Source organism: Bifidobacterium sp. LH_450 (assembly GCF_056356715.1).
The window spans coordinates 224,541-240,330 of the sequence record NZ_JBKEUU010000003.1 but is presented as its reverse complement, the minus strand read 5'-3'; the positions used below and the strand labels follow the sequence as shown (position 1 = coordinate 240,330).

At 61.4% G+C, this 15,790-nt stretch carries 10 protein-coding genes; 6 read left to right on the top strand and 4 right to left on the bottom strand.

Features of this window, described 5'->3' with window-relative positions; genetic code table 11:
- Positions 1-87 precede the first annotated feature (87 nt).
- Complete coding sequence (locus AC1AXT_RS05660; RefSeq protein WP_476562944.1) at positions 88-4,050, bottom strand: thiol reductant ABC exporter subunit CydD/CydC; 3,963 nt, start codon at positions 4,048-4,050, stop codon at positions 88-90.
- A 194-nt stretch (positions 4,051-4,244) separates the two neighbouring features.
- Between AC1AXT_RS05660 and AC1AXT_RS05655 the strand changes: the two genes are divergently transcribed.
- The 5 genes from AC1AXT_RS05655 (at position 4,245) to AC1AXT_RS05635 (ending at position 10,331) form a co-directional block, all read left to right on the top strand.
- On the top strand, positions 4,245-4,991 hold the full coding sequence (locus AC1AXT_RS05655; RefSeq protein ID WP_476541871.1) for an HNH endonuclease family protein: 747 nt from the start codon (positions 4,245-4,247) through the stop codon (positions 4,989-4,991).
- A gap of 565 nt (positions 4,992-5,556) precedes the next feature.
- Positions 5,557-7,419, top strand: a complete 1,863-nt coding sequence (locus AC1AXT_RS05650) for an MDR family MFS transporter (RefSeq protein WP_476541976.1) — start codon at positions 5,557-5,559, stop codon at positions 7,417-7,419.
- 715 nt (positions 7,420-8,134) lie between these two features.
- Entirely contained in the window at positions 8,135-8,950 is an 816-nt protein-coding gene (locus AC1AXT_RS05645) for a TIGR04255 family protein (protein ID WP_476541870.1), read from the top strand.
- Positions 8,943-9,584 (top strand): hypothetical protein, encoded by a 642-nt coding sequence (locus AC1AXT_RS05640; RefSeq protein WP_476541868.1) that lies wholly within the window; start codon positions 8,943-8,945, stop codon positions 9,582-9,584. Before AC1AXT_RS05645 ends, AC1AXT_RS05640 begins: the two co-directional genes overlap by 8 nt.
- 243 nt (positions 9,585-9,827) lie before the next feature.
- Positions 9,828-10,331: a hypothetical protein gene (locus AC1AXT_RS05635; RefSeq protein WP_476562626.1), complete on the top strand. Its 504-nt coding sequence runs from the start codon at positions 9,828-9,830 to the stop codon at positions 10,329-10,331.
- A gap of 261 nt (positions 10,332-10,592) precedes the next feature.
- Here the strand turns inward: AC1AXT_RS05635 and AC1AXT_RS05630 are convergent, their stop codons facing one another.
- Entirely contained in the window at positions 10,593-11,714 is a 1,122-nt protein-coding gene (locus AC1AXT_RS05630) for an XRE family transcriptional regulator (protein ID WP_476541865.1), read from the bottom strand.
- Positions 11,715-11,982: 268 nt separating this feature from the next.
- Positions 11,983-12,693 (bottom strand): hypothetical protein, encoded by a 711-nt coding sequence (locus tag AC1AXT_RS05625; protein ID WP_476541863.1) that lies wholly within the window; start codon positions 12,691-12,693, stop codon positions 11,983-11,985.
- Between the two features lie 509 nt (positions 12,694-13,202).
- Between AC1AXT_RS05625 and AC1AXT_RS05620 the strand changes: the two genes are divergently transcribed.
- The gene (locus AC1AXT_RS05620) at positions 13,203-14,735 is read left to right on the top strand and encodes a sugar transferase (protein WP_476562942.1); all 1,533 of its coding nucleotides are present in this window, start codon (positions 13,203-13,205) and stop codon (positions 14,733-14,735) included.
- Between the two features lie 184 nt (positions 14,736-14,919).
- On the opposite strand, the gene AC1AXT_RS05615 is transcribed toward AC1AXT_RS05620, so the two are convergent.
- Entirely contained in the window at positions 14,920-15,642 is a 723-nt protein-coding gene (locus AC1AXT_RS05615) for a hypothetical protein (RefSeq protein WP_476541859.1), read from the bottom strand.
- Positions 15,643-15,790 lie beyond the last annotated feature (148 nt).

Sequence of the window (15,790 nt, the reverse complement as noted above, 5' to 3'; positions counted from 1 at the left end):
CGCAGCGAAAAACCGCACGCCGTTCTCCTTTCGAGAAATACCACAAAAGCGCCTCGCACGCCCCCGTCCTCTCGGCACACGAACGTTCTACATCCGCAATACCTTATCGGCAACCCGCATCGTGCTTTCCCGGTGGCTCACCAGCAGCACCGCAACTCCAGCAGACGCCAGTTCGTTGACCGACTGCAGGATGAACGCTTCGTTGAGCGCATCCAGCCGGCTCGTCGGCTCGTCGAGCAGCACGAGGTCCGCGCGCCGCAGGAACACGCGCGCCAGCCCGATGCGCTGCCGCTCGCCTTCCGACAGCCGCGAGCCGAGCTCGCCGACGCGGGTATCGAGCCCGTCGGGCAGCGATTCGACCAGTTCCAGCGCCGACGCCTTGCGCAGCGCCTCCCGCAGCCGCTCGTCGGTGGCGCCGCCGTCCGCCAGCTGCAGGTTCTGCCGGATCGTGCCGTCGAACAGGTACGTTTCCTGCCCCATCATCGCCTGTTCGCGCCGCCGCGCGTGCGCGTCGACGTCCGGCAGCGGGGTAGTGGACAGGTACACGGTTCCGGCCTGCGGGTCCCAGTAGCGCATGAGCAGCTTGAGCATCGTCGACTTGCCGCGGCCGCTCGGCCCCTGCACGCCGAGAATGCCGTGCACCGGCACTTCCAGCGAGAAGTTCTCGAGCACCGTCCCGGTCCGATCGGCAGAAGCTCCCGAAGCCGCCCTCCGCCTGCGCACGGCCGCGAGAGATTCCCCGGACGCCAGCGCCGCCTCGACGTCATCGAGTTCGGCCCCGTCGTTGGCGTCGGTATAGCGGAACGTCACGGCCTGCATCGTCATGCCGTCGTACGCCGGCTGCTTCGTGCCGGTTTCCCGCACGGCCGGGTCAGCGTCGATGAGCGCGAACAGCCGCCGCGCCGCCGCGAACGTCTGCGTCAGGTTCGCCGGCAGGGCGCTCAGCGCCAGCGTCGGCCCGAACGAGCTGATGAACAGCGTGAACGCGGTCACGTCGAACGCGATGTTCGCCGGATTGGCCATCGCCGTGACGATGCACACGAACGCGCCCAGCACGGTGAACACGATGACCAGCACGTTCCCGAGGCCCCCGAACACGCCATTGCGGTCGGAAAGCCGGTCATGCTCGGCCCACAGCCGCTTCGAGCGCTCGGTGACGAGCTTCTGCCGCTTCTCGCCGGCCCCGAAGTGGATGAGCTCGCCCAGCCCGCGCATGTCGTCGAGAATCTGGTCGCCGAGCGCAGCGGAATCGGCGCGGATGGCCCCGCCGACGCCCTTGAGGGAACGGGAGAACAGCGCGGGCAGCCCCACGCCGAGCACGAGGTAGGCGACGACCATCAGCAGCGCGGTCCACGGGTTGAACAGCGCGAACGCCGCGATGATGTACAGCACGGAGGTGGTGATGGCGATGATGACCGGCGAAATGGTGTGCGCGAAAAAGATCTCGAGCAGCTCCACGTCGGTGGTCACGAGCGCGATCAGGTCGCCCTTGCCGCGCCCCTCGAGCTTGCCCGGCGCGAGCCGGCGCAGCGCCGCGAACGACTTGTGCCGGAACAGCGCGAGCAGCCGGAACGCCACGTTGTGGTTCATGTACTGTTCGGCGTAGCGCATGAACCCGCGGATCAGCGCGCACGCCACCATCAGCGACACGGCCATCGACAGCCCCATGCCCCACACCTTGTTCCCGGTGGCGACGAAGATCGCGATGACGCCGAACACCGGCACGAACGTCGCGGCGAGGTGCCCGATCGTGCCGAACGCGCACGCCAGCGCCATGGAGCGCCGCAGCGGCCGCACTTCGCCAATCATCCGGTCGACGACCTCGCGGTTCGTCATGCCGGTCGCGTCGTGCTCGAGCACCGCGTCCACCCCGTTCACGCTTCCAGCGCCAGTGCCAACGCCAGTTCCAGCGCCCGTGCCGACACCCGCCACGCCCCGGTTCCTCCCGACGCCCTTGCCCGCGCTGCCGTCGGTCACCGCCGCGCCGTATTCCAGCCCGGCCGCGCCCTCGCGCCGCCCGACGTTCTCGACGCTCGCCTGCGTGCGGAACATCTTCGCATACAGCCCGTCCGCGGCCATCAGCGCCTCGTGCGTGCCGGTTTCGACGTTGCGTCCGCCGGCCATGACGATGACCTGCCCCGCGTCCTCGGCGTTCGCGAGCCGGTGGGTGATCAGCAGCACCGTCTTCGTGGCCGCGAGCTCGCGGATCGTCGCGAGGATCATCTCCTCGCTTTCCACGTCCACGCTGCTCGTGACTTCGTCGAAGATCATGATGGGGGAGTCGTGCAGCAGCGCCCGCGCCATCGCGAGCCGCTGGCGCTGCCCGCCGGACAGGTTCGCGCTGTCCTGCTCGATCGGCATGTCGAGCCCCGCGGGCTGCTTGGCGACGAACGCGTCGACATGCGCCCGCTTGAGCGCGTCCATCATCTCGTCGTCGGTCGCGTCCGGCTTCGCCATCAGCAGGTTCTCGCGCAGCGTCCCGGCGAACAGCCGGCTCGTCGCGCCGACGAGCGTTACGTCCCTCGACAGCGACGCGACGTTCAGATTACCCAGTTCCGTGCCCTTTCCGGCCTCATCCTTCACCGAGATTTCCCCGCGGTAACCGGTCAGCGTTCCGGCGAGGATCTCGCCGAGCGTCGTCTTGCCGGAGCCGGAGGCGCCGACGATGGCCGTCAGCGTTCCCGGCTTCGCGGTGAACGTCACGTTCTTCAGCGCGAGCGGCACGGATTCCTCGGTCTGGTCGGATTCGTGGATCGGCGCGTTGGCGTTCGCCATCCGCGCGCCGTCGATCGCCTGCCGCACCGCGCCGCTGTCGCCGTCCTGCGAAGCGACGTCATCATAGGAATAGGAGACTCCCTTGAGTTCCAGCGTGAACGGCCCTGCGGAAGGCTCAAGATTTTCAGTGCCGCGTTCGGGTTCCGGAGCGTCAAGCAGCGCGAAGATGCGCTTCGTGGACGTCATGCCGTTCATCGCGACATGGAAATAGGAGCCGAGCTGGCGCAGCGGCAGGAAGAAATCGGCGGACAGCAGCACGATGATGAACACGCCGGCCACGGTCAGCAGATGGCCGTCCATGAACGCGAACGTGCCGAACTCGAGGTGCAGGTGCGTGACGCCGTTGTGCAGGTACTGCCAGATCGCGGTGCCGATGCCGGCGGCCGCGCCGCCGTAGGCGACGACGTCCATGGCGGTCAGGGAGCGCAGCTGGATCTGCAGCACCTTCATCGTCATGACGCGGAAGTTCTCGGCCTCCTCGTCCATCTTCCTCGCGGCATCCCCGTCGGCGCCGAAGTTCTTCAGCGTTTCCAGGCCCTGCAGGTCGTCGAGGAACAGCGAGCCCATGTCGGTGTAGCGGCCCCAGTACTTCTTGAACACGCGCGAGGCGCTCATCGCCACGAGGCCGACGATGATGACGATCAGCGGCGCGCACACGAGCAGCACGATCGCCGACGGCAGGTTGATCGGCGCGACGACGCAGAAGAGGGTGAGGGGAGCGAGGATGGCGTAGAAGAGCTGGGGGAGGAACAGCTCGTAGAAGCTCTGGATCTGGTCGATGCCTTCGCTGGCCGACTGCACGATGTCGGAGGTCTTGACGCGCTGGCGGTAGCTGGGCCCCAGGGAGAGCATCTTCGCATAGAGGCGCTCGCGCAGCGCGAGCTTGACCGATTCGGCCGCCTGCGTGCCGAACCGCGTGGCCGCGCGCGTGGCGAAGAACTTCACGAGCGCAATCGCCACGAAGATGGCGAGATAGATCCAAAGGATTCCAGCGGGCCAGTATGTTTCCCAGATGTCGGAATCCGTGCCGTCGCCAGCTGGCCAGAACGCATACGCCAAGTCATACATGTCGAGGCATTTGCCGTCGTTGCCAGGCAGGCAGATGCCGAGCTTGGGGGTGTGCCGGTCGGCCGCCATCAGCAGCGTGCCCAGCAGCGACGTGATGGCGAAGACCAGCGTGATGTTGGCCAGCAGATTGAGCCATAAACACGCCACTTTCGCGGCGACTTGCCGTTTAAGCCCCGGCACTAGGGAAAACAGCCGCTTGTCGAACATTCGGTTCACCCCACCATTCTTCACGAACAACTCATACTCACTCACGCGCGCATGCCACACTCACACAGCCACGCATGCCATGCGCTTCAGCTGCATCCAATCTATCAACGCTCCCCTGAACGAACCCTGTGCTTTCGCGCACAGCTCCGGTGCCATAGAATACCGGGGAAGACTATGAGTAAGGAGTTGGTTTCATGAGTCGCCGCCGAGCACCCCTTTCTGGCCGTAGACGTCGCCAAGTCAATTTGGTGGCGCGCCTGGTCATTCTCGTGGTGGCCGCCATCATCATCGGCATGGCGGCTGGCGTCATCGGCCCGAACTTCAACGACACGCTGGCAAAGGTGACCGGCAAGTACACCGCGACTGGCAGTGCCGCGGACACGCTGCAGACACTGACTATCAATGATGACCCGAGCACGTCAGGCTATGACCGCGACAAGTTCGGCTACCGCGAGACCGATGACGACGGCAACGGCTGCGACGTGCGCGACGACGTGCTGGCCCGCGACCTGACCGACGTCGTCTACACCAAGGCCGGCGGCTGCGTCGTCAAGTCCGGCGTTCTGGAGGACCCCTACACCGGGGAAACGATCGACTTCAAGCGCGGCAAGGACACGAGCTCCGCTGTGCAGATCGACCACGTCGTAGCCCTCGAGAACGCCTGGCAGTCCGGCGCAAACGAATGGGATTCGGCCAAGCTCATCCAGTACGGCAACGACATGTACAACCTGTTGGCCGTCGACGGCCCGGCCAACCAGGCCAAGGGCTCCGCCTCCGCGGCCTATTGGCTCCCGACGAACAGCGCCTATCGCTGCGACTACGTAGCCCGCCAGATCGGCGTCAAGGCCAAATACAACCTCACGGTCACCACCGCCGAAAAGAACGCCATGCTCTCCGTCCTCCACAACTGCCCCGCCCAAGCAATCCCCCAAGACAACTAGCTCACACAATGCGGATGCTCGCCGGAGGGGACAAGCCCCTCCACCTCGCATTCGTGCAAACCCGCTTCGCGGTTTGCAAACTCATTCAAAGAGAAATGTAAACCTCCAGAAGGGCCATTTTCCGCCATTCCTGCGGTTTACATTTCGAGCCGTCCGGAAATTGTTGGACGCTTACCCGAGAGAGCGTCCAACAATTTCCAGCGCCTTCGGAATGTTGGACGTCAAAATGGCGGAATCAAGCCATTTCAGAGGTTTACATTTTCATGACTCGCGTCTTCGCCTCCTCCTCTTCCGGCCCTCTGCCCCTTCCGACCGCCCCTAGCTGCTCATCCCGCCCGAAACCACTCACCCCCGACCACTCCCTCCTCCTTTTCGCCGTCGAAATAACCCGAGAAACACCCATCCACCTCTGTCCCTAGGTAGGTTGAAACTGACGGGCGGAAAACTTGAGGGCGACGCGCTCAGCCCTGCGAAGCTGGCGCATGATTCATGGTCGCCGCGTAAGCCCGAGCCACCGGCAAACCCCAGCCGGCATGGGCCGCAATGAGCAGGAGAAAACCACATGGTGAGCAGCCACGAGCCGCAAGAACCGGAGGAGACCGGAGAACAACATCCGAACAAGCAGGCCGCGCTTCGTCATGGAGCGTCGAGCCGTCCCTATACCCGCGACGTGCACGAGCAGTCGCCATCCCCGCGCCAGAACCGCCGCGCCAACAACCCCAGCAGCGCTAACACGAGCAGCGCCGCCAGCGCCTCCGGCAACACCAACAACCAAGGCGCTAACAACGCCAACAACACCAACACCCCCGGCAACCAAGGTTCTCCCAACGCCCCCGCAGGCACCTCCACCCGCCTCACCTTCCGCGAACGCACCGCAGCCCTTTCGGCCCCGCTGTCCCGCGAGCAGTCCTACCGCGACGGCCACCTGACCCACGCCGCCTTCCTTTCCCTTGCCGTCCTCACGCTCATCACGTTCCTCGGCAACTTCACGCAGCTTCAGCTCTCCGCCGCCCTGCCGACCATCGTGTCGGAATTCGGCATCACGGTCACCACCGGCCAATGGCTGACCTCCATCTTCCAGCTGACGATGGGCGTTATGGTCCCGCTGACGGCGTTCTTCACCCGCCGCTTCTCCACGCGCCAGATCGTCCTGACCTCGATGGTCGTCTTCACCATCGGCTCCCTGTTCGCATGGGTCGCCCCGAGCTTCATTTTCGTGCTGATCGGCCGCCTTCTCGAAGCCATCGGCACCGGCGTCATGTGGCCGGTCCTCCAGATCACCTGCTTCTCGATCTTCCCGCTCGACAAGCGCGGCGTCGCGATGGGCACGGTCGGCATGGCCATGGCCGTCGCGCCCGCCATCGGCCCGACGATCGGCGGCCTGCAGACGGACATGAACGGCTGGCGTTCCATTTTCATGACGCTTTCGGTCTGCGGCGCCATCGCGCTCGTCCTCGCCTTCTTCTTCCTGCGCAACTTCGGCGCCAGCGACAAGGACGCCCACGCCGACTTCTTCTCGGTCGTCCTGTCGATCGTCGGCTTCGGCGGCCTGATGTACGGCTTCACGAACATCCAGGCCTACGCGTTCGCGTCGCCCATAGTGTGGGCTCCGATGGCCGTCGGCGTCGTCGGCATCGTCTGGTTCGTTCTGCGCCAGGTACGTTCCACACGCCGTTTCGACAGCGGCGCGAGCAAGCAGCCGGCCCTGCTGAACGTTTCGGTGCTCAAGAACCGCTCGTTCGCTACTGGCACCATCATCGCCGCGCTTTCGTTCTTCTCGTTCAGCTCGCTGACCGTTCTGCTTCCGTTGTTTATTCAAGATTGCCGGGGCTATTCGGCTACCATTTCCGGCCTCGTCATGCTTCCCGGCGCCATCGGCCAGGCGATTGCGCAGTTTTTCGGCGGTCGTGCGCTCGACCGGTTCGGCGCGCGCCCGGTTGCGATGGTCGGCACGGTGCTGCTGTTCGTCGCGACGATCACGATGAGCTTCATGATTTCGTTCACCTCGTCGATCTGGTGGATTTCGGTGTGCCAGTTCGTGCGCCAGGGCGGCGTCGGCTTCACGCTGATGCCGATCACCACCTGGTCGCTCAATTGCCTTGAGCCGAAGGACGTGTCGGCCGGCTCGGCCGTCACGAACACGGTGCGCCAGATTGCCGGCGCCATCGGCGCCCCCGTGCTGATCCTCATCATGTCGACGCTGACCGTGTATTACGAAGGCATTCTCGGCACCGCCGGCAATTCGGCGATCCTGGCCAACATCCTCGGCATCCAGTGGGCGCTGCGCATCTCCGCCTGCGTCACGTTCATCATGGTCCTGATGGTCATCTTCGGCGTCAAAGGCTACGGCGCCGGCAGCGCCGCCGAAACCGCCCGCCAAGCCCTGACCCGCGTCACCCACCACACCCCTACCACTTCCCGCTCCTGACATTGAGGCCGCCGCCCCCGCTGGCGGGGGCCGGAGAGCCGAGCCGAAGGCGAAGGCGATCCGAGGGGTGGTCGCAAACCGGCAGAGCCGGTTTGCGCGAATGCGAATGGAGGGCGCAGCCCTCCGTGAGCATTCGCATTGCGCGACGCAACAACCGCTCGCTACACAATGCGAACACTCGCCGGAGGGCTGCGCCCTCCACCTCGTGTTCGCGCAAACTCGGCTTCGCCGGTTTGCGGCCACCCACCAAAACCGCTACGCGGTTTTGACTCCCGCCAGCGGGAGTGAGAACCGTGGCTAGAGGCTTACGTGGAGGCTGCCCCCGCTGGCGCCCGCCGCTGAACTATGCAAACGCGAAAGCGTTTGCGGCCTTGCTTGGCGTCCAGGGCGTTGCCGCCCCCGCTGGCGGGGGCCGGAGAGCCGAGCCGAAGGCGAAGGCGATCCGAGGGGTGGTCCCTCCGCTGGAGCGCAACTCATCGCTTTTCAATCCCTCTGATGCCAGTCGGTGAGAGTGTGTGAAATTCGAACCGACGGCCGGCCGCCTATCCAGCGGCCAGCCGTAATTGTCCGATAATCGCTTCTCCGATTTTCGTGGAGGTCTTACAGGGGGGGCGAATGATCTTCTTCCATTACGGACACGCTCTTGAGAGTATCAAGTTCTAGTCAAGTAACAGTTCTGGTTACTTTCTGGTTATCCAGATGGTATCATTAGAGCATGGTACAGGAAGATGAGGTTTACCCCAACGCTCCCATTGTGGACATGATTGCGGAAATACGTTTTTCGCAATGCGAGTCGTTAGACAAGATAAAACTGCGCAGGATTACAACTGCTGTCAGCGAGTATTTACCTCTGCTCGCGGAAGAGCCCGACATGTCTATACAAGTGTCGAATTTAGATGGTCAAGGAGGTTTTTCGGTAGCGTCTGGTGAGGCAGTTCCGCGCTGGTCTAGCAGGGATAAACGTACTGTTCTGACGCTGCGTCAGAATGTCCTGTCTCTGGAGACAACGAGCTATCCAGGTTACCAAAAGATGCGGGAGCTGCTGGCCATCGCTGTCAGCGCCTTGGGGCGGTTTATGAAACCGGAAGGCATTACCAGAGTAGGACTGCGGTATATTGACGAGATTCGAGTACCTTCAGATGGTGAGGCTCTTCGGCCGGACTGGAGCCAATGGATTGACGAGTCACTCCTGGGGCCAAGAACGCTTAATGAGCGTCATGGATTGACGATGTTGGGCAATCAGGGCACCACGGTGTTCAGTGGGCCCGAGGAAACGACACTTGTGCTCCGTTATGGAGAGCAGGATGAGTATGCTATCCCCTCTACTCCACAGCTTCGTAGGCCCATGCCGTCACCGGGCCCATTGTTCAAGCTAGACATGGACTCCTTCAAGACGTATGACGACTACGTTCCGCGATTCGACGCGGATAAGATTCTTAAAACCGCGGATCTTCTACATCGACCGGTAAGAAACGTATTCGAGGACCTGATAACCGAACGACTTAGGGAAGAGGTGCTACGCCATGAGTGATCAGACTGCAACCGGTTTTCTTCAGCAAGGCGCGACTGAAGACATGACTATGTCCGGAACGATTTCTGAAACGGGGAATGCGACATCCGATTTGACGAATGAAATCGGATATCACCGAGATGTGGCGCGCGTTCTTAAATCTGATTTTGACGACCTTCATCATCGATCGTTGAATGCGGATTGGCGTAAGCGCACGATGGAGAGGGGTAGGACCGATGTTCCTGGTTTGCTTGAGGAACTTTCCGAGCTGGGTTTTGCGTGGACCGCAATCGCAAAACTGATTGGCGTGAGTGCGCCTGCCATTCATAAATGGAGGCGTGGAAGTTCTGCGACGGGAGCCAGCCGAGGCAAGCTTGCCGGTTTGCTGGCGGCATGCGATATCATCCATGACTCCATTGGGGTTGACGATGTGGCATCCTGGTTCGAAATGCCGGTGATGCCGTACGTTCCCGTTACTCCTATCGACATGTATGCAGCTGAGCGGACTGATCTGGTCTTTGATTTCGCCAAGGCTCAGGATGATCCCGAAATGCTTATGGATCAGTTTGATCCCGGGTGGCGTGAACGGTACCGCACCGATTTCACCCCCGTGGAAATGTCGGATGGCAATTGGTCCCTCCAGATGAAGGAATAACCGATGTCCATGCAATTGGAATGTCCGCGAAGCGGAGCGAGCGTCGATGCCGAATCCCTGTACTATTCCCGAGGCGACGAGGACTCTGTGTATAGACCCGTCCTTACGGGAGACGTCTACGAGAATCTTCTCCTTCCTGGCTCCACTGGGAAGGAGAAGAAACGCACTGTTATGATTCTCCAGCATCCTTGTTCTATGCGGACCAATGGGGTTGACCTCGCGTGGCACATACTCGCCGCAGAAGTGACTCAGTATAAGCCGCTGACGCCGCAGGAATGGAGTGAGGGGAACTTCCGCCTCATGCCGTTACCCGAATTACGTCCAGAACTCACTACCGGCAAACGAGATCAAGCGGCGAATTTCGTGAACGCGTATACACTTACGCCGGCGCAGCTACAGTCAGCTACGCGAATCGCATCACTGTCTGAATTCGGCATCAACCTGCTCCTGCAAAGATGGGTTCACTACTCTTCCAGGGTGGTGATTCCGACATTCCAATTCCAAACAGTAACCGAGGGCTTCTGCATGGAGGCGGACTTGCTCGAAGAATGGTGTGAGACATTGTCTGACGACGACAGCCCGCAATCCATACACGATGCCTGGGGTGAGTGCATGAACTGGCTGAGAGAGGATCGCGGCGGTTATACCTATCAGGAGATGCTACAGGATGCTCAAAAACGCAGCACCGTCCGCAGGGAAATGCGCAAGGAAATGAAGCGTCGTCTTAGTGGCATCGGCGCGGCGTAGGGTTCAAGTAATCACGAGCTGATACATCCAAATCGCACACTTCGACCTTACGTAGCTCTGTGTCGTAGCAGGGGAGGGCCGGCACTTTTCAGTGCCGGCCCTCTCTCTCTCGATTGAATGGATTCCAAGGAATCCCCATCAGCTTCGGCCATTCTTAAAGCTTTTCAATAGCCTTGAGAGAATGGTAGACGCCCTCCGCTGACGGTTCTTGATTATGATACAGAGATCGGCAACGTTGTGCGCGCTTTCAGGGCCAGCGGCTCAAGCCATGTCAGGAACCGCGCTAAACCCATCGAAGATGCGCAGATCCCCACCACACCAATGCTGCACCAGCTCCTCCGGCATCAGCAAGAAACCACGGATTGATTGGATTGAAACAGCTGGGTGCCGGAAATCAGTAACGTCGCCAAACGCGGAGGCAAGAACCTGCTTGAAGAGGGTTGGATGGCCGCATTCGACTTCGACTGGTTCCACGCGGTTCCAGTGACGATTAGCCATCTGAATGCGCAGTGAACGCACACGGTCGGCGTCTAGAATTCCCAGGCTCGCGCCGCGCGAGATCAGTGCCGCAATGGAGATGCCCCAATCAGCCTTGAGATTGGCATACTGGTCGAGCGTCGTGTGCCTGCTGATGGACGCTCGAGCGTCCTCCTCTGGCATGAGCAGCGCGCCGGCGAATCGATGGGCTTCAAACTCGGCCTGCGCGTCATCCGAGGGCCGACGGAAACGGTGTAGGACGAGGTGGCCCAGCTCGTGAGCAAGAGTAAAGCGTTCACGGTCACCCGGCTTACCAGTGGGAAAATAGCCGACTACATTGTGTGAATGCGGAGCGGCTGGGCAACTGACGCCATCGCCCGACGAGTCCTCGACAGGGGAGGCCATTGGCACCACGAGAACGCCGCTGCGCTCCATATTCCTCATCAGCGCTTTAATGGGGCCGTGGGCCGACTGTTCCCAAACCGTTCTCGTCTCCATGGCGATCCGTTCGATGTCGGAAGGGGAGGGGTCGATGCGTGGAGCGATGCCTTCAAGCCATTTGGCTTCGGGCATCGCGCGGGTCATCCCGGTCAGCCTATCCACAGTCTCCAGCAGCATTGAGAATTCAGACTGCACTCTCATGTACAGCGCTCTGGGCATTTTGGAGAGCTTGCGGAAGGTGAATTGGTCCGTAACGGATTGAGGCGCAGGGGCAGCTAGGAATCCTATGGGGAATTCAGTGACGAATGCGAGACGCTCCGCATCCGCTTCGGTGAAACGGATGCGGTCGTTGAAGATGTTGGACAGGTGATAGGAGGACATGTCGGCACGCCCCGCCAGCTCTGCTTTCGTCCAGCCTCGGTAACGGCGTGCCAGCTCCAACCGTTCGGGGCTGTATTCGCTCATTGATCCTCCATAAAAAGACCGTAAGGCATGTCTGCAAATTTCTCTCAGATTGCAAATTTAGTACGCAAATGTAACATCCGCCTCCGCGTGGACAGCACTGGTTTCAGTGGAATACCAGGCTTTGCGTCCCGCGCAGGTTCATCTCAGAGGTTCCCGTCCTGCGCGTCTAGGCAGCTGAAGAGCCGGATTCCGGGGTATTCGCGGAATCCGGCTCTTGCTCTCGGTTCTGAGAGTGATGAGAGAGATTGGCCTTTATAGAAAGTACGTCTCACTCATCGGTTCCAGCTTCCGTCTCTGCCGGAGCGTCAGCAGTACCCGGAGCAGCCGAAGCATCAGCAGCATCCGCAGCGCCGGCTTCAGCCTCCGCAGCTCCCGTAACCTCCGCGGCGCTCAACGCATTTGCACCGTCCGCGCCGTTCGCGCCTTCCAGCGTGACCGAGTCGGCCGAAGCCTCGGCGGCTTCCAGCGCTTCGGCAGCGGCAGCCGGCGAGGCACCACCTTCCGAGGCAATGCCAGCTCCAGCGCCAGCTTCAGCACCAGCCTCCGAAGCGCCGGCTTCCGAAGCGGCAGCAGCAGCGCCCGAAGTAGCGCCCTCGGCAGCCGGAGCCTCGGTAGGAACGTAAATGGTTTCCGTCTGGTCGGTGGTTTCGAGTTCGGCGGGGACCTCTTCGGGGGAGAACTCGACGACGTTGAGCACGGCGATGCCTTCGTCGGTCTTGACGAACACGTTGGCACGGCCGCCGATTTCCTCAATGCCTTCGAGCAGGTGCGAAATAGGCTCGGAGTCGAGCACGGGCAGCACCTGCGCCACCCCCTCGTCGTCGACGATGCGCAGCGTATCGTCGAGCTCGCCGGTGGCGAGGATCTCGTCGATGCGCGCTTCGAACGCCTTCAGGTCCTTCGCTTCGGCGTCCAGCTCTTCTTCGCTCTCGAAGTTCCCGGTATTCCCGTTATCCTGTGTCGGTTGCGTTTCGGTCATCTGACCCTCCTTAAGCGTTGCCGGCCAGCCAGTGCTAGCCAGTGGTAGGCAATGACTTGAATTGTTCCATCCTATTCGCCTTCTCGACCAGATTACGTTACATGTGCGCAATGTGGCCGTTTCGAAGGCCCGCCCCCTTCCGCCATACTACGCCGCCGCCCTGTGCCGGGCCCGTACGCTTCCACCGACCGCCCGTCTCGGCTCTCCGGAACGTTCCCAAATCGGCGCACGACTTCCGCCACCGTTACATCCAGCCGCTGCATCCAGCCGCCGCGCTCGCCGCCCGGTCCACCCGCCCAGCCTCCCGCATATTCCCAATAAAATCCGTCCGTTATTCCGCAATAAATAAGCTGAACCGCTCCGACCAACCGCTATAAAACACTTTGTGAATACACTGGAAAACATCCGCAAAAAATCGTTATGCTTTGGTACAGTGTTCTGTCGGTACGCCATAAGGGTCCGCATGGGTCAAGGCCGTCCGCAAGGCCGGCTTCTGGGAGGGTTGAGCGTTGACGCAAGGGAAAGTTGCTTCGCATCTTGCCGAATTGGCGCAGCAAGAGGGCGCCAAGGTCATGCACTGGCGGTTCTTCCTGAACTTCTCGCTGATGCTGTTCGATGCCGCCATGTACATCCTCGTGGCCTCCATCTACTACATGGACGCGCTCGAGGAAGCCTCCCCGGTTTCGCACCGCTTCAACTTCGGCATCAACATGGTCGGCTACATCATCGGCTGCGCCGTCATCTGGGTGGTCTGCATCCGCGCGGCCGGCGTCTACCACCGCCATATGCTCGGCGACGGCTACCGCTTGAACCTTACGCTGCTCAAGGGCACGGTGTTCGCGTGGCTCGCCATCTGCGCGCTCAATTTCGCGCTCAACTCCACCATTCCCTTCTCCTCGGTCACCTGGATCTGCCTGCTTGCCTGGGTCGCGGTGATGATTACCCGCTGGATCGTGCGTTTCTTCCTCACGCGCCAGCGCCGCAAGGGATTCTATATGTACCCGACGGTCCTCGTCGGCTCGCCGGAAGGCATCGGCCAGATGCTGCGCGTGCTCGGCAAGCGCTACCAGCTCAACTACCGTCCAGTGGCGGTCTGCCCGATCAAGGTGAACCGCGCCACCGGCGAGATTGAAGCCGACGGCGACTACGACCTCATGCGCCGCAAGCTCAAGGAATGCTGGGGCCAGAGCCTTCCCGTCATGAAGTACGATCACCGTTTGGCGGAACGCATCGCCACGATGGGCGGCCAGACCGTCATGATCACCGACGTCCTGGAACGCTTCTCGGACAATCTCAATACGTTCTCGCTGCGCATGGAATCGATGAACCTTGAGATTGCGCTCGCCACTTCCGCCGTCGACATTGCCGGCCATGTCACGACGATGCGCAATCTGCAGGGACTGTCGATCATGACGATTACGCTCCCGCAGTATTCGCTCTTCTCTCGCTTCAAGAAGCGCGTTTTCGACATCGTCGTTTCGTCGCTCGCCATCATCGTTTCGTCTCCGGTCATGCTCGCGGTGGCTATCGCGATCAAGATTGAGGACGGCGGTCCCGTTTTCTACAAGCAGGAACGCATCGGCTTGCATGGCAAGCCGTTCTACATCCACAAGTTCCGCTCGATGCGCGTCGACGCCGACGCCCACCTGAAGGAAGTGCTGGCCGCGCAGGGCCAGGAACTCGGCGCCCGCTACAAGCTCAAGCAGGATCCGCGCATTACGAAGGTCGGCAATTTCATCCGCAAGACGAGCCTCGACGAGCTTCCGCAGTTCTTCGATTCGTTCCGCGACGTGATGAGCGTCGTCGGCCCGCGCCCGCAGCGCCAGTTCGAGGTCGACGAATACGACAAGATTTACGCCACGCGCCTGCTCGTCAAGCCGGGCATTACCGGCCCGTGGCAGGTCAGCGGCCGCAACGACCTAAACGAAGAGGAAAGTCGCCAACTCGACGTCACCTACGTCCAGCAATGGAGCATCCTCGGCGACATCGTCTACATCCTCAAAACCATCGGCGTAGTCTTCCACCCCAAGGGCGCCTACTGATACAACCCGCCCACCACCCCCACCTGCCTCGCCACCCCCGCGGGCGCCCGCCGCTGAAATATGCAAACGCGGAAGCGTTTGCGGCCTTGTTCGGGGGTCGCTGAGAGCAAGCCGAAGGCGCAGCTCGAAGCGGGGGGGTGGTGAGCAAACCGGCGTCAGCCGGTTTGCGCGAAGCCGAATTTGCCTACGCCTCCAACGCCGCCGGCTCGTCCGATTCGTCGTCCTCCGCCGCCCCGTCGTTCTGATAAGCAGCGAAATGGTACGCCTTCCCGAGCTTGTGGATGGAGTCGAGCAGATCGAACGACTGGGTGAAAATGATCAGCGAGAAGATCTCGTGCGACACCTGCTCGACCATCGTTTCGCCTCCGGGCAGCCGGCTGAGCAGCACGAACGTGAAGAACAGCGTGGGGTAGATCAGCTGACGCTGGAACATGAAGAAAAAGCTCTGCCGTGCCAGGTGATGGACAATGATCGGTATGAGGTTCACGGCAAGGAAAATGATCTGGATAAGGAACAGAATTCCAATGCCTTTATTGAAATTATGGTAGAAAACGACGCCGAAAATTCCGAGGAACAGTATGTCGTAGAGGTTGCAGAACATCAGGTATCCGAACTGCAGCTTGCGTGAGTTGGTGAAGAATCCGGCGACGAAGGCGATGATGACGGAGACTTCGATGAAGATGTCGCTGTAGAACTGCGAGTCGTCGAAGCAGGAAATCACGAGCCCGACCAGCATCGCCGCGAACAGCCCGATGCACACCTTGAAGGCAAGCGTCAGCGGCGCCCATTCGACGGTTGCGGCGGGGGAGGAGCCCACGTGCCAGTCGTAGGTGTTCCGCGCGTCCATGTCGAGTTCGGTTTGCTTCATGCGCATGCGCCGTGCGCGCTTGTTCTTCCCATTCGCCATGCTTTCATTCTGGGGTCGGCTTGCGTTGCTTTGCCCAAGATTGCGCACAAGACTGAATCGGCGCCGGTTCCGCCCGCGTCTTGCGCCATTTCCGCGGCGGCGAGGGAGGGGGCTTGGTCAGTGAAACTCCTATCCCGGGTCTGCCGGT